Consider the following 25,293-nt stretch of genomic DNA (forward strand, 5'->3'; position numbering starts at 1 on the left):
TTTTGATCCTTCAAAAGTGAGGCATCGCCTACACAAATTAGCTTAAATTTTGCAAGATAACTGGGGCTATGCAAACTTATAAATAATATTTTTATACAACAATTTAAGCACTTTTAAATTTATTAAGTTTTATTTGGATAACCAGCTTCAGCTAATAAATCAAATCGTCATCGAGAAAATTTGCGTTTCAGGCTTACGACGCTTCAAAAGCAAATCAAACGCCATACAAATATTTCGTACAAAAGGCTTACCCTGCTCAGTAATCACAATCCGATCCTGTTCAATCTGCAACAAACCATCATGTTGCATTTCTGCAAGCTGAACAATCACCTGCTCACGCTCAGGAAAATCCATAGTCGAATCCGCCCAAGAGGTTTCAAACGTACACATCAGATTCAAAATGTGCTGACGGATTTTTAAATCCTCAATACTCAACACATGCCCTTTCACCACAGGAATTTCATTGCGTTCAAGACATTCATAATACACATCAATATTCTTTTCATTCTGGGCAAAGCTGTACCAACTGTCACTGATCGAAGATACGCCCAAACCAATCATCACTTGCGTTTTAGATGAGGTATAGCCCATAAAATTACGATGCAAAGTTCCCGCTTGGAAAGACTGATACATACCATCATTTGCCAAAGCAAAATGATCCATACCAATTTCATGATAGCCATGCGCTAAAAGCTTCTTTTTACCTTCTTCATATAAAGTGCGTTTAACATCATCTTTTGGCACATCATGATCTTTAAAACCACGCTGACCATTGCCCTTAATCCAAGGCACATGCGCATAACTATAAAAAGCCAAGCGATCAGGGGTTAAACCATTAGTAAGATCAATGGTATTTAAAACATCTTCTAAATTTTGAAATGGCAAACCAAAAACCAAATCATGCGAAATAGATTCATAACCAATTTCACGTGCCCATTGTGTTACCCGCTCAACATTTTCATAAGGTTGAATACGGTGAATGGCCTTTTGCACATTTTCATTATAATCCTGAACCCCATAACTAACACGGCGAAAACCGAGATCATACAAGGCTTGTAAATGCTCTTTTGTCGTATTATTCGGATGCCCTTCAAAGCTAAACTCATGCCCTTCTGCAATTGTCGCCTTGGCTAGAATCCCTTGAATCAATTGTTGTAAATGTTCAACTGAAAAGAAAGTTGGCGTTCCACCACCCAAATGAATTTCTTTAATATTGGGTTTATCGCCCAATAATTGACAATACAATTCCCATTCTTTTAAAACGGCTTGAATATACGGCTGTTCTACTTCATGGCGTTTAGTAACTTTTTTATGGCAACCACAAAAAGTACATAAGCTTTCACAAAATGGCAGATGAATATATAAGCTAATACCTTCTGTTACATTTGATTCATCAAATGAGCGCTTAAGCGTTAGCTTCCATGCCTCAAGTGAAAATGTTGTTTCATCCCAATACGGCACAGTGGGATAACTGGTATAACGTGGACCTGCAACATTGTATTTTTGAATCAGAGAACAACTCATATTCACGCTCAATTAACCATTCAAGAAATTACGAAGCTTCATGCGCATTGTGCGGAGCTTGCACATAGATTTCAACCTAGTAGAAAAGTCGGAATTGCACTTGAATCCTCAGATATTTTCCTTTTAAACCATTTTATGTTTTGATGTACCTAGCCCTTTCATTTTCCCTTTTGAGGATGTCATGCAGAATCCGACTTCAAATGATATACAACGTGTCCGCGACTATCTCACTGACTTACAAACACGGATCTGTTCAGCCTTAGAACAACAAGAAAAATTTGGTGGTGGCACAGCGACATTTGAAATTGATGATTGGCAACGTCCTGAAGGTGGCGGTGGTCGCTCACGAGTTTTACAAAATGGCACAGTGATTGAAAAAGGTGGTGTGATGTTCTCACACATCAATATTTCCAAGCTGCCTGCTTCTGCTACAGAGCGTCACCCACAAATTGCAGGTGCAAAAGCCCAAGCCATGGGCGTTTCATTGGTCATTCACCCGAATAACCCAAATGTACCCACCTCACATGCCAATGTCCGTTTATTCGTTGCAGAGAAAGAAGGACAAGAACCCATTTGGTGGTTTGGTGGTGGTTTTGACCTCACCCCATTTTATCCCAATGATGAAGATGTATTGTCATGGCATCAGACAGCATATGATCTTTGTGCACCCTTTGGCGAAGATGTTTATGCCAAACACAAACAATGGTGCGATGATTATTTCTATTTAAAGCATCGTGATGAGCAACGTGGTATTGGTGGATTATTCTTTGATGATTTAAATCAATGGGATTTTGAAAAATGCTTCGAATATATTCAAGCCGTAGGGAATGGCTACTTAGAAGCTATCCTTCCAATTTTCCAACGCAATCAAAATAAACCTTATACCGAAGCGCAACGTGACTTCCAACTCTACCGTCGTGGGCGTTATGTCGAATACAATTTGGTCTATGACCGTGGCACTTTATTCGGCTTACAAACAGGCGGACGTATTGAGTCTATTCTTGTGAGTATGCCACCACTTGCAGGATGGTCATATCGTCCTGAATGGGATGAAAATAGTGCTGAGAAACGCTTAACGGACTATTATCTCAAACCTAAAGATTGGTTAAAGATTTTGTAAAAATGACAGAATAATCACATAAATTTAAGCCCTAAACTCTATTTAGGGCTTTCACGCTTAGACTTTACTCAATATTCAACTTAAAGTTTATTCACAATATCTAATAAAAAATCGATAAGTCAATGTACATAGCTTGTGACATTTAAATTTAAATTAACTATCCCTTTCCAAATGAATTCACGTAAACTAATTGCAGTAATGAGCATTAGAGATTTTAATTCCACTATTGATCCTATGTCATTCACAACATCAAGGAAGTTATTCATGCTCTATAAAAAAACAAATCCCACCATGATTATGTTTGGGACATTACTGATTGCCTTATGTTCAGCAATTAGCACCACGATCTTTTCTGAAAGTGCATTCAATGATCATTTTGGTTTTGGCTTAATGGCAGTAGCAATCATTGGACTTTGCATCAACATCTCATATATGTTTATTAATATGATCTTTAGGATTTGTAACCCTTAACTATCAATACCGACAATAATTAAACCCATAATAATTAAAATAATCATTCTAGCGCTATGCTTTAGTCCAAATCTTTTTTGTCGTATATTGTTGCCACATTTAAAATTGACAACTCAATACTTGGACATTTGACATGAGTAAACAATTCGCAGTCATTGGCAACCCAATCGAACACTCTCGTTCACCTGAATTACACCATGCATTTGCACAAAAAACAGGTATTGATTTGCATTATTCAAAACGCCTTGCACCTTTGGACGGTTTTGAAGTCAGTGTAAATGATTTTTTTACGCAAAATGGTGTCGGTATGAATGTCACTGTTCCGTTTAAAGAGCAAGCTTTTGCACTCTGCGGACAACTCACCGAACGTGCCAAAATTGCCAAAGCAGTGAATACTTTATGGATGGAAAATGGCGTTTTGCATGGAGACAATACCGATGGTCAAGGTTTAGTCGATGCGATCAAAGCCCTCGATTGGAATATTAAAAATAGCCAAATTCTGATTATTGGCGCTGGTGGTGCGACCCGTGGCGTGATTTATCCGCTGGTCAAGGCAGGTGCGAAAAAGATTGTTATTGCCAATCGTACCCTTGCACGTGCAGAACAATTGATTGCTGATTTAAAAGATGCCGTACCTGAAGCAGAACTTTCTGCAATTGGTTTAGATACGTTAGATGGTCAATTTGATATTGTAATCAATGCGACATCTGCAAGTTTGAGTGGTGATGTGTTGATTCTTCCTGAAAACTTAAGCTTTGATCATGCTTATGAAATGGCTTATGGCAAACCATCTAGCTTTTTAGATCAAGCCAAAGCACGTGGTGTACCGACGTCAGAAGGTTTTGGCATGCTGGTCGGTCAAGCGATTGAAGCTTTTGCAATTTGGAATGGTGTCCGTCCGAATTTAAAAGACTTTTTATAAGTTTTGAATGAATAAAAAAGAACCTCAGATGAGGTTCTTTTTTTTGAAAATACGGAATCACTCAACCTATTATTTCAGCTTTGCATCATTCACAACTTGATAGGTTTTTTTATACAAATCATAATCAATAAATTCTGCAGCGTTTTCATCCAAACCAGCAACCACATTATTATTAAATTGATTGTTTTTAAACGCTGTATAAGACTTTGCTAAAATCTGTGCAGTTTTATTCAACTTAGTCCGTTGATCTTTTTCGACTGTATTTTCAAGTTCAAACTGCTGCATATAATATTGTGCGAACACAGCTTCCGCTGTTTTATACTTTTTCGCTAAATTCAGAATTTCCGCAGTACTTTTTTGGCTAGTCATCGCTTGGGTAATGATGCCATCAATGGCATTGCCCAGCTCATCGTCATATTGTTCATCTTCTTCTAAATGATGTTTCGTCTTCAGAGCTTCAATCTGTTTCAGCACCGGACCTGATGGGTTATAGACCTCTTCATCTGAATAAGAATATGCATAAATTGCTGCTATTTCTTGTAAATCTTTTGCAGAATATTGTTTGATTAAAACAGGTTTTTCCGCAGTCAATTTAGCGATAAAGACTGCTTTATAGGCCTTTTCATAAGAATTGGTTTGCGTATACACTTGCGTGGCTAATTGTTGAAAATGCTCATCTAAACTCAGATTTTTTTGATCTGATTTTTTGTCTGAAGTAGATAAATCACCTGCAAAACCACCGACTGCCTTTTCCATAAAGCTGCCTTTAAACACTTCTTTAAATGGCTTTGCTTCTTTTAAAGCCTGTTGATCAATAGCTGTTGCTTTTCCATAATTGGAAATCTGCATATCCATTTTGATCTTCAATTGTCGGTCATATTTACCAAAATCCATCCCCATATCATAATCGGCTTTCACAACGCGACCTTGAGCATCTAGAGACAAGTCAACAATCATCGGATTTCGTTGATTTTTAGGTGGTAAACTAGCATCAATTTCGCTTTGATGCTGATCCCACAATTGCTTAAATTGTGCAGCATCAACCAGTTGATCCTGCGCTAAAGCTGTAAACTTCTGGGTCAATGCAGTACGATTTTGTTTTTGTTGAGTATTCTCTACCAACAACTCACCTTGATCCGCTGGATCACTTAATACATCAATTTCATGTTGAGCCTGACAATATTCAACATCGCCAAAACGTACATTCGATTTTGCTTTTGCCAAATCTTCACACTGCTGTTCTGTCAAAAGTTGCGTTGTATTTTCAGAATCATCCGTAGCTTCTGTTTCTTCATCAACAGTCTCACGCTCATTATCCGTGTGATTTTGTGTAACTAAATCGTCTTCGCCCTCTTCTTCTAGTTCACTATGCGCTGTGCGATTAATCGCTTCATATAACTGATACATGGCACTTGTTGCATCAATTTCAGTATGTTCTGTTGCTGCGCTTGTAGATTTTGATTTTGAGTCTTCTGCCTCATCAACATTTTTCGCCAGATTCGATGAGTTAAAACCCAGTACCGAAGTCATAAAATATTGACGATTCACCGATGTATATAAGTTGCCTTGTAAAAATAATTCTTCAAGACTCGTCTTTAAGCGAATTTTTTCAACAATCCCAGATTGTTTCTCTACAGTATTCAGCGACATCGTTTCAAGTTGATCAGGTGAAGCCAATAGATACGTTGTTGCACCAGATTGCTTTAAAAACTCAAGTAAAGCCTTAGCATTTACTCTCTCAATATCATCTTTATATTTTGAAAAATCTAAATAAGCATATTTATCCTGATCTTGAGGGTTTGCCAAATAAGGCATCAAAGAAAAAATATGCGTATAAAAACGCTGGTTATTCAGATCAATAATGGTTGGAATCCGCATTTCAACAGACAAATTTGGTTTCTTATATTTTGTATCCAAATTAAATGAGGCAATTTTCTGACGATAATTCACAGATCCATCATATTGAATTTGCAGATCATTTAAAATGCTCTGCATATAATCTGCGCCTTTGCCAAAGAAATCTCGGAAGCTTGGATTATTTTGCGATGCAATTGCATGATAAAGATCTTTTCTTTGTGCCTCCGTAATCATTATTTTTTGTTCTTTTAAATATTGATTGACCTTTTGTTCAACGACTTTATCTAACTTTTTCACCTCATTTTTTGAGGCTTTGTTCTCTTTTTGTTCAGATGCAAATTGAACTTTAACTTGCCCGCGATAATCAAAACTTGGATATTCATACAACGCATTAAAGCCTTGAATAGCACGTTGACTTGTACTTTTATTATCATTTAAATTATTGTTTTTTATCACATGACTTGAACAAGCTGATAAACTTAGTCCCATGAGACATAATGTAATTTTTTTTAAATGCAGGCAGAGTAAAACTTGAAGTGCGACATAAACCACCTAATTAATTTAAAGGGTTTATGGAGTATATAAAATTGTCATACCATCATCTTAACTTTGAAGATCGTACTGCATTAATGCTTGAGTCAAGAAAAGAAGGCTTTTCAGCCAGAAAATTTGCTGAACTCATTAAAAGACATCCTAGTACGATCTATCGTGAGCTTAAAAGAAATAGCATCAATGACGTTTATCAAGCTCGATATGCTTCTGATAACACCTTCGCTAGACGTAGACGTGGTCACAGAAAACTCAAAATCGATTCAATCCTCTGGAAATTTATTGTTGAAGCGATCCGTTGTTTATGGTCTCCTCAGCAAATAGCAAAGCGTTTAAAGACATTTCCTGATTTGGATCAAACAATGAATGTAAGCCATACAACGATTTATTCAACGATACGAGCATTACCAAAGGGTGAGTTGAAAAAAGACTTATTATCCTGTCTACGTCATGAAAATAAAAAGCGAAAAGCTAACGGTGAACCTAAAAAAGATTCTATATTACAGGATATTAAAACTATTCATGAGCGCCCAGCCGAAGTTCAAGAAAGAAAAATACCGGGTCATTGGGAAGCTGATTTAATTAAAGGTAAAGACAATAAAAGTTCGATAGCAACACTTATTGAACGAAATACACGGCTCTGTATCTTGGCAACATTACCTGATGCAAAGGCAGAATCAGTGCGCAAGGCTTTAACTGAAGCTCTGAAATATTTACCTGCAGAACTGCGTAAAACGTTGACCTATGACCGTGGACGTGAGATGTCAGAACATAAAATACTCGAAGAAGATTTAGGCATAGATGTATATTTCTGTGACCCACATTCACCCTGGCAAAAAGGCACATGCGAAAATATGAATGGTTTAATTAGGCAATATTTACCTAAAGGGATTGATTTAAATCAGGCAGATCAGCATTATTTAAATCAAGTTGCCATGTCACTGAATACTCGTCCTAGAAAGGCGTTAGATTGGCTTACACCATTAGAGAAATTTGCTCAGCTTGTTGATTATCATATGGCTTTTGAAACTGTCGCACCTCATGTTTGAATTCGCCGCATTTTAATCCACCCAATATAGTCAATATTTTTATATCAATAAAAGTATAAAAACATAATAAAAGACAATCCTTTCTAGACTATCAAAAATTAAACAATTTCGCATGTGCAGAATCTCTCAAATTCGCATTTCTGACATTTTTTTTAGCCAGACTTATCAATGCAATTCTCATATGGTTATGAATAATGAAACTATAGATTTTAAATCCACAACTATTTCTAAATTAGGATTAAACACATGCCAGCATATAAAGCCCCACTCCGTGACATTCGCTTTTTAATGAATGAAGTATTTGATTACCCTGCTCACTATAAAACTCTCTCTATTGGCGAAAATGCCGATGCAGATACGGTTGATATGATTTTAGAAGGTGCTGCAGATTTTTGTGAAAATGTACTTTCTCCTTTGAACCAATCAGGTGATGAAGAAGGTTGTCATTTTAAAGATGGCGAAGTAACAACGCCTAAAGGTTTCAAAGAAGCTTATAACCAATTTATCCAAGGCGGTTGGCAAGGTTTGTCTTACCCTGAAGAGTTTGGTGGTCAAGGCTTACCAATGTCACTCAACCTTGTAAAATCAGAAATGATGGGTTCTGCAAACTGGTCATTTACCATGTACCCAGGTTTGAGCATGGGTTGTATGAACACGATTCTACAATTTGGTACAGAAGAACAAAAAAATCTGTATATGCCACCACTTACCGCGGGTACTTGGTCAGGTACGATGTGTTTAACTGAGCCTCAGTGTGGTACTGACTTAGGTCAAGTTAAAACCAAAGCAGAACCGAAAGCAGATGGTACTTATGCCATCACGGGTACAAAAATCTTCATCTCTGCAGGTGAACATGATTTAACTGAAAATATCGTACATATCGTACTTGCACGTCTACCAGATGCACCTGCTGGTACTAAAGGTATTTCACTGTTCATCGTACCTAAGTTCATTCCAAATGCAGATGGTAGTGTCGGTGAGCGTAACCCTGTGACTTGTGGTTCAATTGAACACAAAATGGGTATCCGTGCTTCTGCAACTGCAGTGTTAAACTTTGATGAAGCAACTGGTTTCTTGATCGGTGAAATCAACAAAGGCTTACATGCAATGTTTACTTTCATGAACACCGCACGTATTGGTACTGCGGTTCAAGGTCTTGCACATGCTGAATTGTCTTTCCAAGGTGCATTACCTTATGCAAAAGACCGTATGTCTATGCGTGCATTATCAGGTAAAAAAGATCCTGATCGTGTAGCAGATGCGATCATTCACCACGCTGATGTACGTCGTATGTTATTGACTCAAAAAGCCTTTGCTGAAGGTGGTCGTTCGATGATTTATCATGCGGCTCAGCTTGCAGATAAAATGGCGGATGCACTTGCACAAGGTGACCAAGCGAAGTTTGATGAATATGATGATAAACTTGGTTTCTATACGCCGATTTTGAAAGGTTTCTTGACTGAAATGGGTCTTGAGTCTGCAAACTTAGGTATGCAAGTCTTTGGTGGTCACGGTTATATCAAAGAACACGGTATGGAACAGATTGCTCGTGATGCACGTATCTCAACATTGTATGAAGGGACAACGGGTATTCAAGCACTCGACTTAATTGGTCGTAAAGTTCTTCTATCTTCTAAAGGTAAAGTGGTTCGTGAATACACTGCTGAAATCTTAAAATTCTGTGGTCAACATGCTCGTAATAAATACATGCGTCGTTTTGCATGGGACTTAACTAAAGTATGTGCACAGTGGAATGCTTTAACTGTTCGTATCATGCTTGCTGCACGTAAAGACCGTGACATCGTGTCTTCTGCATCTGTAGACTTCTTGATGTTCTCTGGTTATTCAATGATGGCGTTCTATTGGGCACAACAAGCAGCAGTAGCATCTGAAAAGTTGGCTTCGGGTACAGGTGCAGAAACCCCTGAATTCTATAAAGCAAAAATCAAAGTTGCTGATTTCTACTTTGACCAATTGTTGCCACGTGCACAAGGTCATGCAGAATCTATGGTGAACCCATCTAAAACCACGATGGCACTTGAAGCAGAACATTTTAGCTTTGACTACTAAGTTTTTAATTTAAATATTTAAGCTTAGAAAATAAAAGACCGCTACGGCGGTCTTTTTGTTATGAAAGCTCAAAAAATCCTCAACACAAAACGTTAATCAAATTACATTTTTAAATAAAATATGATAAATATTTTGCATTTTAAATTATTATATATTACTTTATCACAAAATAGATTATTCATTTCCTTGAAAAAAAATCCAAAACGAAATGATCAACAGGAATTATTAAATGAAAACTCAACTATTATTAATCATTGCAGGTATTGCACTTTCGGCATGTGCCAATGTAGGAAACTTAGGGCATATTTCAAACCCATCAAAAACTGCACTCAATATTATTCCAGATCATAAACTTGATTTGATTGCAGATCGTGCAAATGGGCTGAAAACCCTAACGCCGATCAATGATGAAAAAGTGATCGAAAGCTATAAGCAAAACCATAAAACTACAGCAGTTTGTCAGAAATTTTCTTTTGCTACTTCAGAAGCATCTACCGATCCAGCAGCAAGAACAACAACACTTACATTACTGAATGGTGAACGTGTTCTCTATCGTGATCTTTGCTTTGTTCAGAAGTCTAATCCAGACAATAGCAACTATTTAACAATGCCTATTCAAGATTCCGAACAATCTGCTGCAGCTGCGCAAGCACAGTAAGATGCTTTTAAGAACGGCCGAATAAAGTGTTTTGAAAACCCGAGTTTACATCGCAACTCGGGTTTTTATTTATCATAGAAGTAATCTTCTGTGCATTATTTAAATGCTCAATTGCCTTTCATTTGATAAATAAAACCTAGAAAAACAATGAAACTGGCGAATACAGGTAAATACCACAACGGCCAATTAAAATAAAAAATCAGACCACCCATCCCCGCACCGATCGCGCTGCCCAAATACAATGCAGACTCATTTAAGGCAACCGCTAATTCTCCACCGCCCTTTTGTTCTCTTTCAATAATCAACTGTTCATTTTGAGGAACTTGTAAAGCCCAGCCCACAGCTCCCCATAACACAATTGGGACTAAGGTCAACCACGGATTCCACTTTGCCAGAAAAGGGATCAACAAGAATACGATACTGAGAATTAACATAATCCATGAGGTTAATCGCTTATTAGACACCCTCTTAGCAACATAACCAACCAAGATGCTTCCCAATATCCCGCCCACACCCCAAAACCATAAAAATGGCGTGATATTTTGTACAGCACCAAAATCAGCTGAATTGAGAAAAGGGAAAAGATAGGTATAAAAACCAAGACTGGAAACTGCTGCAAGAAGTGATATGAACAATATTTTCAAAACACTTCGATCTTGTAGAAGTCTCAGTTTTTCACTTAAGCTCTGTACTTTAAAGCCCTGAACTTGAGGTAATTTAAAATATAAACCAATAAAAGCTAAGCCACCTAAGACTGAAATCATATACATAGATGCCTGCCAGCCCAACTGATTTGAAATGAGTAATCCAATCGGTACTCCAAGTACCGTACCTGCTGCCATCCCTCCCATAATCATCGAAATAGCCTGTCCTCTCTGTTGAGGATTGACCACAGTAGTCGCAATCGCAATACCGATAGCCAAATAAACGCCAGCACCTATACCTGCAAATAGCCTTGAAATGAACAGTATGGAAAAATGCGTAGCCAATGCACTGATAAAATTAGCGATAAAAAATATGAAAAGCGCAGATAATAAACCCAGTTTTTGTTTATTTTCAGGCAATAATGCTACGATAACAGGTGAACCAAGACCATAAGCCAGTGTAAAAACGGTCACTAGCTGAGCTGTTAAAGTAATTGATACATTAAAGTCATGTTGAATGAGCGGTAATAAACCTGCTGTAATATACGATGACATGCCTAAAGAAAATGCACCAATCGCAATAAAATACACTGCCAAAAAATTTGAATTATTTTGAGTTTTAACCATACTAATGACATACAAAATGAATGAATAACTCAATCTACGCCACTATTTTAATTTGTATATATCTTACATTTTTGAGCTCAAGTATAGTTTTTGGTACCTAAAGCAGAGAGTTTATGAAGCAAAATCACTCAGGTTGTCCCGTCGAAGAAGTTTTTGTTCAATTAGGTGGACGTTGGAAAATGATGATTTTATCGTTTCTTTTAGAAGAACCTAAACGCTTTAATGAGATCAAAAAAAGCATACCTAATATTTCACAGCGAATGCTTGTTTTAGAACTCAATTTCTTGGAAAGCAAAGGTTTTATAAAAAGAACGGTATATTCTGAAAAGCCTCTAAAAGTAGAATATTCTCTTACTGAAGAAGGACAATATCTTGATCGCTTCATTTTAATGTGTCGTGAATATGGTACATGGATCAGAGAAAGAGAATTTATGCGTAATCAATTTGATCAAAACCAATAAATTGTTACATTTATTGGTGATCTAAAAACAAAAATTTAAAACAATTTTATAAGAATTCTTCCAACACTGAGTTTAAAAATAGATGTCCTTTATCTGTACAATTGAGAATATTTTCATCATCGACCATCAACTGACGCTGACGAAGTGAGTTTAATAATTCATCCAAATGCGCCAAATCCAAACCTGTACGTTGTGCATAAATTGCAGAAGCCACACCCTCATTTAAACGCAAGGCATTCATCATAAATTCAAATGGCATATCTTCGTTTTCAATGCGCTTGAACTGTAAATTTTCCGCAGGCACTTTGGCTAAATAGTCTTTTGGCAAGCGAGTTTTTTGAAAACGATACACACCATCAGGCTGAGTGACTTTGCCATGCGCCCCTGCACCGATCGCCAAATAATCGCCAAATTGCCAATAATTTAAATTATGTGCCGATGGCTTTTCTTTACGCCAAGCAGATACTTCATAATTGATAAAGCCTTGTGCTTTTAAATAAGCTTCGCCATGTTCTTGAATATCTGCCAACACATCATCGACAGGTAAAATCGGTTGGGTACGGAAAAATACTGTATTCGGTTCAATGGTCAACTGATACCATGAAATATGCGTTGCACCACTTTCCACGGCGAGTTTTAAATCCAATAAAGCTTGTTCTATGCTTTGCTCAGGCAAACCATGCATCAAATCCACATTGACCCGTTCAAAACCTTCTTGTTTGGCATGTTGAATTGCTGAAATCGCATCATCGTTGGAATGAATACGTCCTAATTTTTGCAAATGTTCAGTATTAAAACTTTGTACACCAATGGATAAGCGATTAATTCCCGCAGCTAAATAATCTGCAAATGGATCGTGTTCCACCGTTCCGGGATTGGCTTCTAAAGTGATTTCACAGTCTTTTTCAAAGGGAATAAGTTCTTTCAGTTGTGTAAATAACCATTGATAACTTTGCGCTGAAATCAGTGATGGTGTTCCTCCACCAATAAACACACTATGAATTTCACGTCCCTGCGCAAAATCAACTTGGGTTTTAAAGTCCTCAACCAATGCCTGTAAATATTCTTGTTCCAATGCCAAAGATAATTTTCCATCAGGCACAGCATGCGAATTAAAGTCACAGTACGGACATTTACGCACACACCACGGCATATGAATATAAAGGGACAATGGAATATTTTGGGGATTTAAATCAGCCAAGGAACAAGCTCAGAACAGTATGGAGAATGAGGATTTTAGCATGACTTCTCACTTTCGATTAGAACAAGTCATGAATTTCTATTAGACTAAAATTCAACCAAGAAGATGCATGATAATAAGATGATGAAACTCTCTAGCCAATTTATCCTCCTATTACCCCTAGCGATGGGCATTGGTATTGCCATGGTTTTTCAGACAGCGATTAATTCACAATTACGTGAATATCTTTATTCGCCCTTACAAGCTGCCCTTTTGTCATTTTTAATTGGTACAATAGTCCTTGCTATTTTTGTGTTTTTTCAACCGACATCAAAACCCAGTCTACACGATTTAGGGCAAATTCCTTGGTACTTATGGCTTGGCGGAATTTTGGGTGTCTATGCAATCAGTATGAGTATTTATACTGCACCTAAACTTGGTTTTCTCACTTTGTCAGGTTTGATCATTTTTGGGCAAATCATGTTGTCGATGTTCATGGATCATTTTGGATGGCTCGGTGTCGAAAAAACACAGCTCAACTGGCAACGTCTTTTAGGTGGCGTGGTGATTTTTATTGGTGTGCTTCTCACTCTACAACGCTAACCATTTTTATTCTAAGCACATTTAAAACGAGTAAATCCTGTGTCTGATGCTTTAAAAGCCACAACTACCCGCTTTGAATTAAAGCAATTGTTTCATCTAATGCTTCCAATTTTAGTCACGCAATTTGCTTATGCAGGTTTTGGACTGATTGATACCATTATGGCAGGACATATGTCTGCTGAAGACCTTGCAGCGATTGCAGTCGGTGTAGGCTTATGGATTCCTGTGATGCTATTGTTTAGTGGCATTATGATTGCAACTACACCATTGGTTGCTGAAGCCAATGGCGCACGTACACCTGAAAAAATTCCATCCATTGTTCGCCAATCACTATGGGTTGCTTTAGTACTTGGCATCATTGCCATGCTCGTTTTACAGGCAATGCCTCTGCTATTACCATTATTTGGTGTGCCTGAATCTTTACTTCCCAAAGCCAGTTTATTTTTACATGCAATTGCGTTTGGGATGCCTGCGGTGACCATGTATGCTGCATTACGTAATTATTCTGAAGCTTTAGGTTATCCACGCCCTGTCACTTTACTGAGCTTGGTTGCCTTAGTGGTTTTAATTCCACTGAATTTTGTTTTTATGTATGGGCTTGGACCAATTCCTCACTTAGGCAGCGCAGGCTGTGGCTTTGCAACTGCAATTTTGCAATGGCTCATGTTTATTGTTTTAGCGATTTATGTATTCAAAGCAAAGCGCTATCAAAAGACTCAACCATTGACCCATTTTGAAAAAATCAATCCTGTCCTTATTAAACGAATTCTTAAACTTGGACTGCCGATTGGTCTCGCAATATTTTTTGAAGTGAGTATTTTCAGTACAGGCGCAATTGTCCTTAGTACTTTAGGTGAAGTCACCATTGCCGCGCATCAAATTGCAATTTCAGTCACATCACAATTGTTTATGATTCCAATGTCATTGGCACTCGCACTCACCATTCGAGTAGGAACCTATTATGGTGAAAAAAATTGGGTGGCAATGCGACAAGTCCAAAAAGTTGGGCTCATGACCGCCACACTTTTTGCTTTTATTACCATGTTACTGATGTGGTTATTGCGTCATCAAATTGTGGCTGTGTATACCTCAGATTATGAAGTCGCTCAGATTGCAGTATATTTAGTTTTATTCGCTATCGCTTATCAACTGATGGACGCATGGCAAGTCAGTGCGGCAGGTTGCTTACGTGGTATGCAGGACACCAAAGGTCCAATGTGGGTCACAATGCTTGCCTATTGGGTGATTGCTTTCCCGATCGGGATCTATCTAGCACGCTATACAGATTTTGGGGCAGCTGGTGTTTGGATTGGTTTAATTATCGGCTTAAGTATTGCTTGTGTGTTATTACTTATGCGGTTGTTTATGAATAATAAACGTTTGAGCCTAGGTAATTAATCACTCAAATTGATCAAAACCGTCTTAAATGATCTTGGTTTAAGACGGTGCATAACATGGTATTACTGAGAAGATTGTTGATTCATCGCATCCTTCAACCCTTGCGGGACTTCACTTTCATCTGCAACATCTTTCACAATCGCCTGCCCGACAATCACATCTGTTCCATTAAACGTCATGGTCGGTGAGCCATAGAGTTCATAACCTTCATTTAACGCTTTTGTGACTCTTGCACAAAAATTCACATCATCTTTACCGGTTAAATAACGATAGACTTTCATACTGCTATAACACCTTAAATCTTACCTTTATTTTAATCCAAAATTCATGCAAAGGTGCTTATACTGTACTGAACGATGCAATATTCAAAATAATATAAAATAGCCAAGAAGAAACAAACGCTTAACAAATTACAGTAGGCAGCACCACAATTGTCGCCTATGATCAAAACAATCCAGCATTTAATCCACATAAAAGGATGATTACGAATGTCGAAAAATACCAGCACACCCGGTCGCCGCTTTATGAAACTTGCCAGTATGACGGCAAGTATCGCGACAAAAACGGTATCGAATTCTATTCGTAACTTTAATGCGGATGAAGAACAAAAGAATGAAGCACGCAGTAAATTATTTCAGGATATTGGCGTACAAATTGCAGACACCTTAGGAGAAATGAAAGGTGCTGTAATGAAAGTTGGACAAATTGCCTCTCAATATAAAGACATTTTTCCGCCCGAAGTGGCTAGAGCCATTGCCAAATTACAACGCCAAGCCCCTGCAATGCCCTTTGCAGACATCAAAAAACAAGTCGAAAAAGAACTTGGTAAGCCTTTAGAACAAATCTTTCGTCATTTTGAAGAACAACCTTTTGCTGCTGCTTCGATTGGACAAGTTCATAAAGCGACTCTACCCAATGGCAACGAAGTCGTCGTTAAAGTGCAATATCCAGGTGTGGATGAAGCGTGTGAAAGTGATTTAAAACAAGTTCGTTTAGCCTTACGTTTGATGGGCGTGCTAAAGGTTGATAAAAAACTGCAAGATCGCCTATTTAAAGAAATTCAAGACAGCTTACATGAAGAGCTCAATTACGAAATTGAAGCGCAAAACCTACAAGTTTTTAAAACCTTTCATCAAGCTTTAGATACAAAAATCATTATTCCTAAAGTATTTACTGAATATTCAAGTCGTCGCATTCTCACCTTAAGCCTTGAAAAAGGTGAAAGTATTGAAACTGCGAGTACATGGGATTTAAGTACACGTAATGAAATTGGTCGTCGCTTAATTTTGGCTTTAGGGCAACAAATTTTCTTTTTAAAACGGTTTCATTGTGACCCACATCCAGGCAACTTTGCCTTCCGTGAAGATGGTAGCGTGATTATTTATGACTTTGGGGGCGTAAAAACCCTTTCGAATGAAATCATTACTCATTTCAAATCGCTCGTTCGTGCAGGTCGTAAAGCCGATATTTCTACCATTGAAAATGAATTGACCGCTTTGGATGCACTTGCAGAAAAAGGGAAATTCCCTGAAGAACTGTATAAATCATGGTTAGAAGTCTTGCTTCGCCCACTCACCACTGAATATGATTTTGCTGAAAATTCTGCGCATCATGACGGTGTTAAATTGGTGAAAAAATCATTGAAATATTGGGATGTATTCAAACCTTCACCCGATACACTCATGGTCAATCGAACCATTTCAGGACAATACTGGAACTTAATCCAATTAAAAGTTAAAGATAATCTCAACGATTTATTTGAAGAATTAGTACCGCCTCAAGATTGATTGATCTTTAAATCGAACACTTAATTTTATTTTAAGCCTACAGATTTAAATTAAAACTGTGTTCAAGACATATTCAAAGTCGAAGCAACGATCCTCCTGCTTCGGCTTCTTTTTATTTCAAATTCTCTGTTCTTCAATAGAATACACAAATTCGTAAATTGACTTTAGAACTTAAGTGACTTTACAAATTAATTGTTATGTTATAACATTTCTTTAAATTAACAATTTTCGAGAAATATCATGCGTACAAATATCCATCCTGAATACCGTGAAGTTTTATTTCATGACACCAATGCAAATGCTTATTTCATCATTGGCAGTACCATTCAAACCAATAACACCAAACAGTATGAAGGTAAAGAATATCCTTACATTACTTTAGATATTTCAAGTGCCTCACATCCTTTTTACACAGGTGAGATTCGTCAAGCAAGTAATGAAGGACGTATTGCGAGCTTTAACAAGCGCTTTGCTCGTTACAAACGCTAAGTTAAAACTTACTGATGATTGTTGTATTTTCCAGCCTAAGTCTATCCTCCGACTTAGGCTTTTTTTATTTATTTTGAAGATAAAATCATTTGAAAAATATAAAAACCAATCGCTAAAAAAATCACGCCTACAATGACGCTCGAAACGGTATACGCCAAAGCTAAAGGTAATTGCCCTTGACGAATCAACTGGAACATTTCCAAGCCAAAACTCGAAAATGTGGTAAATCCACCTAAAATTCCGACCATTAAAAACAAGCGTGTTTCATTTTGCAATACTGGATAACGTTGGGTAAATGCAAAGAATACACCTGCTAAAAAACACCCGAGAATATTGATTGACCATGTTGCCCACGGAAAAAGGCTGTGCGGTTTGGAAATGATAAATCCCGCACCATAACGCAAGCTTGCACCAATTGCCCCACCACATGCGACCAACAGCCAATTCATTATTGAGTCCTTAGATTTGGAGAGAAATACATTTATTCATCACTTAAAACACTGTAAATAACTAAGTGTGAATAACATTGAAGTTATCCACAGAATACCACTTGAGTTGTTAAGAATCTAATTTCAGCACTGATTCATTCCGTACATAAAAGTCCAATTCAGGCACAACAAAAGCAAATACCTTTTGTTCATTTACCCCCCAATCTTTTAACAATGGACAATGAATATCCAATACTTTTGCTGCTTGGATTTGATTAAAATCAAAAGGCATTTCAATATCACCTTGCGACATTTTTTCAGGCTGATCAACCCACTCTACCCACGCATGATCTTGATCGACCAAGTAGCGAATAGCATCATCCCATGATGAAAATAAATCTTGCCAAGTTTTTGGTAATTGTTGATCTGTATGGATCTCGACTGTACTGGTCAATTGATACCTTTCATCAACATGAAGTTGCGTATGAATCTGTGAATTATTTTTTTGATGAATAAATGATTGTGCAAATTGTGCAGGCATCGCATCACTGGCAAGCCGTCCACTCAATACATAGAGCTTTTGATCAACCACAACGTGTTCAAAAATCACAGTTTTGTCTTGCTGTTGTGGTTCGATATAAAAGCGCCAATTACTTTGTTTTGGTGATGGCATCAATTTTCGAAACCAGCCTAAGAAAGCAAAGCCAAAATGCTCATGTTGATAGGTCAATATGGTAAAAATGGTTTTACCTTGTTTTTCCCATAACTGAACATGTTTTGGATAACGTGAACGTACTTTTTCAATATCAACCAACCATGACAAATAAACAATATTTTTGACTCGGCTTTGTAATTTAAAGAATGGTAGAACTCGCATCAACGCACGGCGCAAATTTAAAAGCCATGAACTTTGCATCAAATAAGCAATGAATTTCATGATCCAATTTAAATCTTTATTTTTAATTTGATGTCGATTCATAACGCTCTTTGTTATTGCTTTGTTTTATTTATTCTAGCAAATCTATGCAAATAAACATCACAACTAGAGCAACAATAAAACATAAATAGGCATTACGTGATTTCAAATGAATCAGCTATGATAAGCGCACAATTAAATCAGGAATTCAAATCGTGGCTCAAGATTTATTAAAACAACTGCAAGCAGGTGAAGCTCAATTTGCCGATGTCATTGCTTTTATTGAAGCACATTATACGCACATGCCAACTGCATTTCAAAATGGTCAACAACACAATGCAGCGACTGAAAACCAAGGCAGTGCTAAAGTCTTTTCTTTCGCGCAATTGAATAATTTAGATCAACAACAAACTTTAAATCTATTTGCGGAACATTATGCTTCTGTATTGGCAAACCCTGAAGCAACAGATCATCAGAACATTCGCCAGTTTATGCAACATGGTTGGGATGGAATCAAATTTGAAGGTAACGCTTTAACAGCAAAATAATTGAATATTGAACAGACCTTCTGAATATAAAGCAGGTCTGTTCTGTATTTTGTCTATAGTCTAAAGTTTCTCTATAGTCTAAGGTCGCGCTAATGTGGCTAAATCAGTGCTAAGACTATAAAAATCTCCACCCATTTTGCCCACACTCTGTAGCTTTTCTTGATCAATCACACGACCGTCCCAAAGCTGGTCATCGACATAAATTGATTTCACATCCAGCAAGACAGCTGTACCACCTGATGGAAGTGAGCTTAGTTCAATTACTTCTCTTAGATGACATTCATAACGAATAGGTGCATGTTTCACAGCGAGCGCTAGAACTGTTTGACTCGGCTCAGTTTCAATCTGTGCAAAATCAAACTCACTTTGCTCCGCAGGCAGTGAAACGCAAGATAAATTCATCTGCTCAAGCAAAGCTGTATTTACAATATGTACCACACATTGTTGAGTTTCGATGAGATTTCGCAGTGTATCTTTATTTTGCCCATCTCTTGGATTGACTTGCGAATACCATAAGATCGGTGGATTGCAACTGGCAACATTAAAAAACGAATAGGGTGCAATATTAGCAACACCATCTTTAGATAAAGTACTGATCCAAGCAATTGGTCGAGGCGTGACGCCACCTACAAGCAAACGATAAATTTCATTTGCTGCCAAGTCTGACGTATTAAAAATCATACGAATAATTTCTCAATATTTAAGGTCGTTCATCGTACTGTGGTAAACCATCACAAATCGTATCCCACTCCGCCTTATAAGCGGTAAATGTATGCATGGTTGGCTTTTGCTCGAGTGGTGTATCCAAAGTTCCAATTCTTAAACGATAAGTATCAGGTGTTTCAGCTTTAATACTGATAATCGGTGAAGCACATTCACCACAAAAACAACGCTGTGTGGTTTCACTAGACTGATATTTTTTCAGTAACTGCTCACCTTGTACGATTTTAAAATCTGCTTTTTGAATGGGTGCATTGGCAGCAAAAGCACTACCATTTGCCTTACGACAACGACGGCAATGACACTCGATAATATCGCCAATTTCGCCATGAATTTCATAGCGAATCCCACCACACAAACAACTTCCTGTATATAGTTTTTCAGCAGACATGACTTAACTCTAAAATATAAAACCATTTAAAATTAGCACATCTTACAAGCGTTAATCCAAATTTAATCTTATGAAATTGTTGTTTCCGTTATTCACTTTGTTAAATACTGATGCACACCTTGCCCTGCTGCACGACCTGTCGCAAAACACGCAGTCAGTAAATATCCGCCCGTTGGTGCATCCCAATCCAACATTTCCCCACAACAAAACACATGAGGATTGGATTTCAGTTGTAAATGCTCAGTGAATACAGATTGTTTCACACCACCTGCACAGCTAATCGCTTCCTCAATTGGACGAAAACCTGATAGCTCGATTTTTAAATGTTTAATTTCATTCGCCAACTTTACAGCGTGATTCCACAGTGATTTATCCACCACTTCACGGACTAAATTGGCTTTAGCAATATCCAAGCCCGCTTTACGCCAAATATTCGCAGTCGATTGCTTTTTTGAAGGCTGTAATTTTTGCGCCAATTGTGCCACCGTCAAATCAGGCAACAAATCCAAATATAAGCACATAGATTGTTGCTGTTTCAGTTGCTGTCTTAACGCTCGTCCTTGCTTATAAATCAGCCCACTTTCTAAACCATAATGTGTAATGACAATATCACCCTGTGTTTTAGATGCATGCTCTACCCATGCCTCAACACGTTTTAAAGGTTGCCCAAACACAGCTTGCATAAACCTAGACCATGCTTTTTCCACACCTGCATTACTGGCTTGAAATGGCTCAATTTCTTCCGCATTCAGCCATTTTTGCCATGCGCCATCACTGCCTAAACGTGACCATGACACTGCACCGCAAGCAAGAACGATTGCATCAAACTCTTGCTCAAAAATCTGTTCCGTTTTCAAATCCTGAATTTTTAAAATTTGATTGCTCAAATCCAAAATTTGATGACGATAATGAAATGTGACCTTTTGCTCAGCCAAACGTTTCAGCCAAGCTCGTAACAACGGCGCAGCTTTCATTTCAATTGGGAAAATCCGTCCCGAAGTACCGATATAGGATTCAATACCTAAATTCTGCATCCACGCTTGAATCCAATTGGCATCCCATTGTTTGACCCACGGGCTTAACCATTCCACCTGATCATAACGCTGTACAAATTGTTCAAGCGGTTCAGCATGGGAAATATTTAACCCTGTTTTACCTGCCATCAAAAATTTGCGTGCTGCCGAAGGTTTCTGCTCAAAGATATGCACTTCATAATTATGCGCACTCAGCACTTCCGCAGCCATCAAACCCGCAGGACCTGCCCCGACAATCGCAATGCGTTTATTCGGCATCTTTAGACTCAGTCATTTGCGTATTTTGACCTTGCAAAGGCTGAAAATCATCAAAGCGAGTTGTGTAATTTTCAGGTTTAGAAATGATTAACTGCTGACACAACTCACCCCGTTCCAAGTATTTCACTTCAAAATGAGTGCGTGCTGAATCTGATGCGATCACCTGCTTTTCATAAGGTAAATGCCAAACCTGTTTTAGTTGTTGTTCCGCTTCTTCAATATATTCAGGAATATTACTGGCTAAAGTAATAGTGCCATTCACAGCTAATCTTGAGATGAGAAACTCAAAAAATGGCATATTCAACCAACGCTGAGCAGGATTATGTGGCTCAGGATTTGGATAGAGTATAAAAAATTGTTGTACTTGTTGTGGGAATAAAGCATGCACCACCCACGGCAAAGCATCAGCATGCATTGGGGTTAAATTGCTTTGCCCTTCGAGTTGATGTTGCTTTTGCATCGCTAAAAATTTTTCACGTGTCCGTTCAATGGCGATCAATTTCAAATCAGGATGTTGCCCTGAAAATAACAAAGCATGTTTCCCCTTACCTGCACCTATTTCTATACAAATAGGATGATTCTCAATGGCTTGGAAATCACGAGGAGCGCGCATGCGATGTGCTTGAAATTGACGAATTGGCATAAACAGATCAAACTAAGAAAAATCAGCGCAAGTTTAACAAGTCTGCGTTATTTTTGCTTCTTAGATTGTCTATTTAAATCAGGAATTCATCATGCCTAAATCATTTCCATGTCCACGTTGTGGTGAAGCGACCACTTGGGAAAATAATGAATTTCGTCCATTTTGTTCAGATCGTTGTAAATTGATTGATCTCGGCGCTTGGGCAAATGAAGATTATAAGCTTCCGACTGAAGACTCTCCTCCTGAAGAAGACTCATAAGTTTTCTTACAATTAAATACAGTGATATTTTCATTGAAAAACGTAAACTTACGTAATAATTCAAAAAAAATTAAAACAATATACACATATATTTCACAATAATCGTCTACTTTTTAACAATAAAAGTTATATTATAAAGATGTGTTCTATTTCACACTTTTAAATATAAAAAATTAAAAATCATGTCTCAAAATTACTGAGCATAGGTAGGAGTATTCTGATCCTAGACAGTATCGTGGACAATCGATCCCTCTAAATTCTTGAAATATTTCTGTTCAAAGGCTTCTGGACTTAACCAGCCGTTTGCAGAATGCCTTCTGACCCGATTGTAATAAATCTCAATATAATCAAACAAGACCGCATTCGCCTCTTTTCGAGTCGAAAACACACTGCCATGTACCACATGACCTTTTAATGTATGAAAGAAGCTTTCAGTCACTGCATTATCCCAACAGTTTCCACGTCTAGACATACTCTGAGTACAATCATTTTTCAGTAACAGCGCTCTAAAATCACGACTACAGTACTGTGAGCCTTGGTCCGAATGAACCATAACACCAGTTGGATAACCCTGACGAGCCATTGCATAGTTAAACGTATCACACACCAACTGGCGGTCTATTCGATGGCTGGTTTGCCACCCCACGATACGACGGCTAAATAAATCTAGCATCACACATAAATACAACCAACCTTCTTTAGTGCGGATATAGGTAATGTCTGTTGTCCAGACTTTATTAGGCTGAGTAACTGTAAATTGGCGATCCAACAAGTTGGGTGCTGTAGGCAAACGATGGGTTGAATCAGTCGTATGCTTGTATTTACGCGCAATCCTGCTACGTAAACCAAGCTTTTTTAGCATCCTTCCAATAGTACGTTCGCTCATGTTGTAACCTAAATCATGCATGTCATGTACTAATGAAGGTGCACCCAATCGTGCATGATGCTGCCAATATACGGCTTTTAAGTCATTATATTTCTGTGCCGTATTGGCTTGACGTTTTCGCCAGGCATAATAGCCTGAAGTGCTGACACCTAGGTATTTACAGGCAGAAGATACGGTGACTTCATTCATATCTAGATCTTGAATTACCGTGTACTTTTCTTGGCATGATCTGTTAGAAAGTACACATGCGCTTTTTTTAAGATGTCATTGGCTTCCTTGAGCTGTTTGACTTCTTTCTCTAATTCCACGATCCGCTGTTGTTCTGGTGAAAGTTGACGTTTGCTTGAACCTGCCGGATTGGTTTCACGAATCCATTTATCTAATGTTGAATAACCCACACCTAATTTCTGGGCGATTGCAGCTACAGACTCGTGTGAGTTTGAAAGTGCATAATCAATCGCTTGCTGTTTAAATTCGGGACTAAAACGTTTAGCCATTTCTTGAATCTCCAAAGATTAAAGTTACGTTATCTTTAGAGGGACGTGCTGTCCATTATTTTGTCTAGGATCATTCATATGTTTATTGGTATTAAAATTTTTATTTCGATGTTGGCTGCTCTTTGCGTATTTTTTACTTTCGTAGGTGTATACGCATTAGATCCATCACTAATTACAATTGGTATTCTATTTGCTGTTTCCATAGTATTAGTTGTATTAGAAGCACAGAACCAACTCACAAACCCTTTTATGAAAGGTTAAGCACATTATATAGACCAACTTAACACAATTGTTTTAAAAAATTAAGTATGTATAATTCCACACTTTGATACAAAAAAACTAATTGATTATCAAAAAGTGGATATAAAAATGAAAATGTACATAATTTTAAAAACGATGCTAAGTTTCTTTATCGTCCTGTGTGTAATCTTTCTTGCACTTGGTTTTTATAGTTTAGATCGCGCATTAATTTCAATTGGATGCTTATTTGCAGTCGCAGGGTTTATTCTGCAACTCGAAATGAAGGATCATTTATTTGATCCTTTCGCTTAGTACTCAAAACAAATAAGAACGTTTCAATTCATTTCGAATTGAAACGTTTTTTATTTTATAACTTTCTTTTCTCATTTTTCCGTTAACTTACTTAAAAACATTCTACCCAGCTTTACTTGCAACAAATGGGTTGTATTGTTTTTCATAGCCAATTGTACTCATTGGCCCATGACCTGAAATAAATTGAGTTTCATCAGGCAAACTAAAACATTCTCGTTGAATTGAATCTAAAAGTTGCTGGTGATTGCCCTTAGGAAAATCTGTCCGACCAATAGAACCTTTAAATAAGACATCTCCAGTCCACAGCACGCCATATTTTGCATTATAGAACATCACATGCCCTGGGGTATGACCTGGTGCAAAACGAACTTCAAACTCTTCCTCGCCTAAAGTTAATGTCTCACCACCATTTAACCATTGATCCACATTCACTGGATCTGGAACAGGAAAGCCATAACGTGCAGATACTTCTTGAATCATATCTAACCAAAATGCATCTTCTTTATGTGGTCCAATCACAGGCACATTCCAATCTTTCACCAATGCACCAACAGCACCAGCATGATCTAAATGCCCATGCGTTAACCACAATGCTTTTACAGTCAAACCTAATGCTTCAACTTCTTGTTTTAATTTTTCAGGATCACCACCTGCATCAATCAACACAGCCTCTTTGGTTTCGGAATCCCAGACAATCGAACAGTTTTGAGCAAATGCTGTTACGGGAACAATTTTGACTTGCAACATATTAA

At 37.7% G+C, this 25,293-nt stretch carries 27 protein-coding genes; 14 read left to right on the top strand and 13 right to left on the bottom strand.

The window, feature by feature from the left end; genetic code table 11:
* Positions 1 to 159 precede the first annotated feature (159 nt).
* On the bottom strand, positions 160 to 1,524 hold the full coding sequence (hemN, locus tag BEN71_RS16805; protein WP_068975207.1) for an oxygen-independent coproporphyrinogen III oxidase: 1,365 nt from the start codon (positions 1,522 to 1,524) through the stop codon (positions 160 to 162).
* 181 nt (positions 1,525 to 1,705) lie between these two features.
* Here hemN and hemF point away from each other — a divergent pair, with 181 nt between their 5' ends.
* From hemF to aroE, 3 genes are all read left to right on the top strand, one after another.
* Entirely contained in the window at positions 1,706 to 2,644 is a 939-nt protein-coding gene (gene hemF, locus BEN71_RS16810; protein ID WP_068975206.1) for an oxygen-dependent coproporphyrinogen oxidase, read from the top strand.
* 264 nt (positions 2,645 to 2,908) lie between these two features.
* A complete protein-coding gene (locus BEN71_RS16815) occupies positions 2,909 to 3,115 on the top strand; it encodes a hypothetical protein (RefSeq protein WP_068975205.1) in 207 nt (68 codons plus the stop codon).
* A 133-nt stretch (positions 3,116 to 3,248) separates the two neighbouring features.
* On the top strand, positions 3,249 to 4,037 hold the full coding sequence (gene aroE, locus BEN71_RS16820; protein ID WP_068975204.1) for a shikimate dehydrogenase: 789 nt from the start codon (positions 3,249 to 3,251) through the stop codon (positions 4,035 to 4,037).
* 69 nt (positions 4,038 to 4,106) lie between these two features.
* Here aroE and BEN71_RS16825 read toward each other — a convergent pair whose 3' ends face one another.
* Positions 4,107 to 6,383 (bottom strand): hypothetical protein, encoded by a 2,277-nt coding sequence (locus BEN71_RS16825; RefSeq protein WP_227542624.1) that lies wholly within the window; start codon positions 6,381 to 6,383, stop codon positions 4,107 to 4,109.
* Between the two features lie 83 nt (positions 6,384 to 6,466).
* Between BEN71_RS16825 and BEN71_RS16830 the strand changes: the two genes are divergently transcribed.
* The 3 genes from BEN71_RS16830 (at position 6,467) to BEN71_RS16840 (ending at position 10,220) form a co-directional block, all read left to right on the top strand.
* Positions 6,467 to 7,492 carry an IS30-like element ISAba125 family transposase gene (locus BEN71_RS16830; protein ID WP_004994718.1) on the top strand — a complete coding sequence of 342 codons (1,026 nt, stop codon included), beginning with the start codon at positions 6,467 to 6,469 and terminating at the stop codon, positions 7,490 to 7,492.
* Between the two features lie 246 nt (positions 7,493 to 7,738).
* Positions 7,739 to 9,562, top strand: a complete 1,824-nt coding sequence (locus BEN71_RS16835) for an acyl-CoA dehydrogenase C-terminal domain-containing protein (RefSeq protein WP_068975292.1) — start codon at positions 7,739 to 7,741, stop codon at positions 9,560 to 9,562.
* A 229-nt stretch (positions 9,563 to 9,791) separates the two neighbouring features.
* A complete protein-coding gene (locus tag BEN71_RS16840) occupies positions 9,792 to 10,220 on the top strand; it encodes a hypothetical protein (RefSeq protein WP_068975291.1) in 429 nt (142 codons plus the stop codon).
* 107 nt (positions 10,221 to 10,327) lie between these two features.
* Here BEN71_RS16840 and BEN71_RS16845 read toward each other — a convergent pair whose 3' ends face one another.
* A complete protein-coding gene (locus BEN71_RS16845; RefSeq protein ID WP_068975290.1) occupies positions 10,328 to 11,491 on the bottom strand; it encodes an MFS transporter in 1,164 nt (387 codons plus the stop codon).
* A 113-nt stretch (positions 11,492 to 11,604) separates the two neighbouring features.
* Here BEN71_RS16845 and BEN71_RS16850 point away from each other — a divergent pair, with 113 nt between their 5' ends.
* Positions 11,605 to 11,952 (top strand): winged helix-turn-helix transcriptional regulator, encoded by a 348-nt coding sequence (locus BEN71_RS16850; RefSeq protein WP_068975289.1) that lies wholly within the window; start codon positions 11,605 to 11,607, stop codon positions 11,950 to 11,952.
* A gap of 46 nt (positions 11,953 to 11,998) precedes the next feature.
* Here the strand turns inward: BEN71_RS16850 and hemW are convergent, their stop codons facing one another.
* On the bottom strand, positions 11,999 to 13,153 hold the full coding sequence (gene hemW, locus BEN71_RS16855; protein ID WP_068975288.1) for a radical SAM family heme chaperone HemW: 1,155 nt from the start codon (positions 13,151 to 13,153) through the stop codon (positions 11,999 to 12,001).
* A 120-nt stretch (positions 13,154 to 13,273) separates the two neighbouring features.
* Here hemW and BEN71_RS16860 point away from each other — a divergent pair, with 120 nt between their 5' ends.
* Together BEN71_RS16860 and BEN71_RS16865 are read left to right on the top strand one after the other, a co-directional pair.
* Entirely contained in the window at positions 13,274 to 13,735 is a 462-nt protein-coding gene (locus BEN71_RS16860; RefSeq protein WP_068975293.1) for a DMT family transporter, read from the top strand.
* Between the two features lie 39 nt (positions 13,736 to 13,774).
* Complete coding sequence (locus BEN71_RS16865; RefSeq protein WP_068975287.1) at positions 13,775 to 15,133, top strand: MATE family efflux transporter; 1,359 nt, start codon at positions 13,775 to 13,777, stop codon at positions 15,131 to 15,133.
* A 62-nt stretch (positions 15,134 to 15,195) separates the two neighbouring features.
* Here BEN71_RS16865 and BEN71_RS16870 read toward each other — a convergent pair whose 3' ends face one another.
* Entirely contained in the window at positions 15,196 to 15,414 is a 219-nt protein-coding gene (locus tag BEN71_RS16870; RefSeq protein ID WP_068975286.1) for a DUF1737 domain-containing protein, read from the bottom strand.
* 207 nt (positions 15,415 to 15,621) lie between these two features.
* Between BEN71_RS16870 and BEN71_RS16875 the strand changes: the two genes are divergently transcribed.
* On the top strand, positions 15,622 to 16,920 hold the full coding sequence (locus BEN71_RS16875; RefSeq protein WP_068975285.1) for an ABC1 kinase family protein: 1,299 nt from the start codon (positions 15,622 to 15,624) through the stop codon (positions 16,918 to 16,920).
* 240 nt (positions 16,921 to 17,160) lie between these two features.
* Positions 17,161 to 17,409, top strand: coding sequence for a type B 50S ribosomal protein L31 (locus tag BEN71_RS16880; RefSeq protein ID WP_068975284.1), 249 nt, complete (start codon positions 17,161 to 17,163; stop codon positions 17,407 to 17,409).
* A 68-nt stretch (positions 17,410 to 17,477) separates the two neighbouring features.
* Here the strand turns inward: BEN71_RS16880 and crcB are convergent, their stop codons facing one another.
* Together crcB and BEN71_RS16890 are read right to left on the bottom strand one after the other, a co-directional pair.
* A complete protein-coding gene (gene crcB, locus BEN71_RS16885) occupies positions 17,478 to 17,858 on the bottom strand; it encodes a fluoride efflux transporter CrcB (RefSeq protein ID WP_068975283.1) in 381 nt (126 codons plus the stop codon).
* A gap of 109 nt (positions 17,859 to 17,967) precedes the next feature.
* Complete coding sequence (locus BEN71_RS16890) at positions 17,968 to 18,816, bottom strand: DUF2071 domain-containing protein (RefSeq protein WP_068975282.1); 849 nt, start codon at positions 18,814 to 18,816, stop codon at positions 17,968 to 17,970.
* A 152-nt stretch (positions 18,817 to 18,968) separates the two neighbouring features.
* On the opposite strand from BEN71_RS16890, the gene BEN71_RS16895 reads away from it, so the two are divergent.
* Positions 18,969 to 19,301 carry a HopJ type III effector protein gene (locus BEN71_RS16895; RefSeq protein ID WP_068975281.1) on the top strand — a complete coding sequence of 111 codons (333 nt, stop codon included), beginning with the start codon at positions 18,969 to 18,971 and terminating at the stop codon, positions 19,299 to 19,301.
* Between the two features lie 78 nt (positions 19,302 to 19,379).
* Here BEN71_RS16895 and BEN71_RS16900 read toward each other — a convergent pair whose 3' ends face one another.
* The 4 genes from BEN71_RS16900 to BEN71_RS16915 form a co-directional block, all read right to left on the bottom strand.
* The gene (locus BEN71_RS16900; protein ID WP_068975280.1) at positions 19,380 to 19,982 is read right to left on the bottom strand and encodes a flavin reductase family protein; all 603 of its coding nucleotides are present in this window, start codon (positions 19,980 to 19,982) and stop codon (positions 19,380 to 19,382) included.
* A 19-nt stretch (positions 19,983 to 20,001) separates the two neighbouring features.
* Complete coding sequence (locus tag BEN71_RS16905; protein ID WP_068975279.1) at positions 20,002 to 20,412, bottom strand: GFA family protein; 411 nt, start codon at positions 20,410 to 20,412, stop codon at positions 20,002 to 20,004.
* 92 nt (positions 20,413 to 20,504) lie between these two features.
* A complete protein-coding gene (locus BEN71_RS16910) occupies positions 20,505 to 21,704 on the bottom strand; it encodes a TIGR03862 family flavoprotein (protein WP_068975278.1) in 1,200 nt (399 codons plus the stop codon).
* On the bottom strand, positions 21,694 to 22,353 hold the full coding sequence (locus BEN71_RS16915) for a class I SAM-dependent methyltransferase (RefSeq protein WP_171405038.1): 660 nt from the start codon (positions 22,351 to 22,353) through the stop codon (positions 21,694 to 21,696). The genes BEN71_RS16910 and BEN71_RS16915 overlap by 11 nt, the downstream gene beginning before the upstream one ends.
* 85 nt (positions 22,354 to 22,438) lie before the next feature.
* On the opposite strand from BEN71_RS16915, the gene BEN71_RS16920 reads away from it, so the two are divergent.
* On the top strand, positions 22,439 to 22,606 hold the full coding sequence (locus BEN71_RS16920) for a DNA gyrase inhibitor YacG (RefSeq protein ID WP_068975276.1): 168 nt from the start codon (positions 22,439 to 22,441) through the stop codon (positions 22,604 to 22,606).
* A gap of 223 nt (positions 22,607 to 22,829) precedes the next feature.
* On the opposite strand, the gene BEN71_RS16925 is transcribed toward BEN71_RS16920, so the two are convergent.
* Positions 22,830 to 23,989, bottom strand: a protein-coding gene (locus BEN71_RS16925; protein ID WP_117276768.1) for an IS3 family transposase whose coding sequence is annotated in 2 segments (ribosomal slippage) — positions 22,830 to 23,755 and positions 23,755 to 23,989 — 1,161 coding nt in all. Because the reading frame shifts where the segments join, the coding sequence is not laid out codon by codon here.
* A 369-nt stretch (positions 23,990 to 24,358) separates the two neighbouring features.
* On the opposite strand from BEN71_RS16925, the gene BEN71_RS16935 reads away from it, so the two are divergent.
* Entirely contained in the window at positions 24,359 to 24,541 is a 183-nt protein-coding gene (locus BEN71_RS16935) for a hypothetical protein (RefSeq protein WP_068975490.1), read from the top strand.
* A 102-nt stretch (positions 24,542 to 24,643) separates the two neighbouring features.
* On the opposite strand, the gene BEN71_RS16940 is transcribed toward BEN71_RS16935, so the two are convergent.
* Entirely contained in the window at positions 24,644 to 25,288 is a 645-nt protein-coding gene (locus BEN71_RS16940; RefSeq protein WP_068975491.1) for an MBL fold metallo-hydrolase, read from the bottom strand.
* Positions 25,289 to 25,293: the final 5 nt, after the last annotated feature.

This window comes from Acinetobacter wuhouensis (assembly GCF_001696605.3).
Classification (GTDB): domain Bacteria; phylum Pseudomonadota; class Gammaproteobacteria; order Pseudomonadales; family Moraxellaceae; genus Acinetobacter; species Acinetobacter wuhouensis.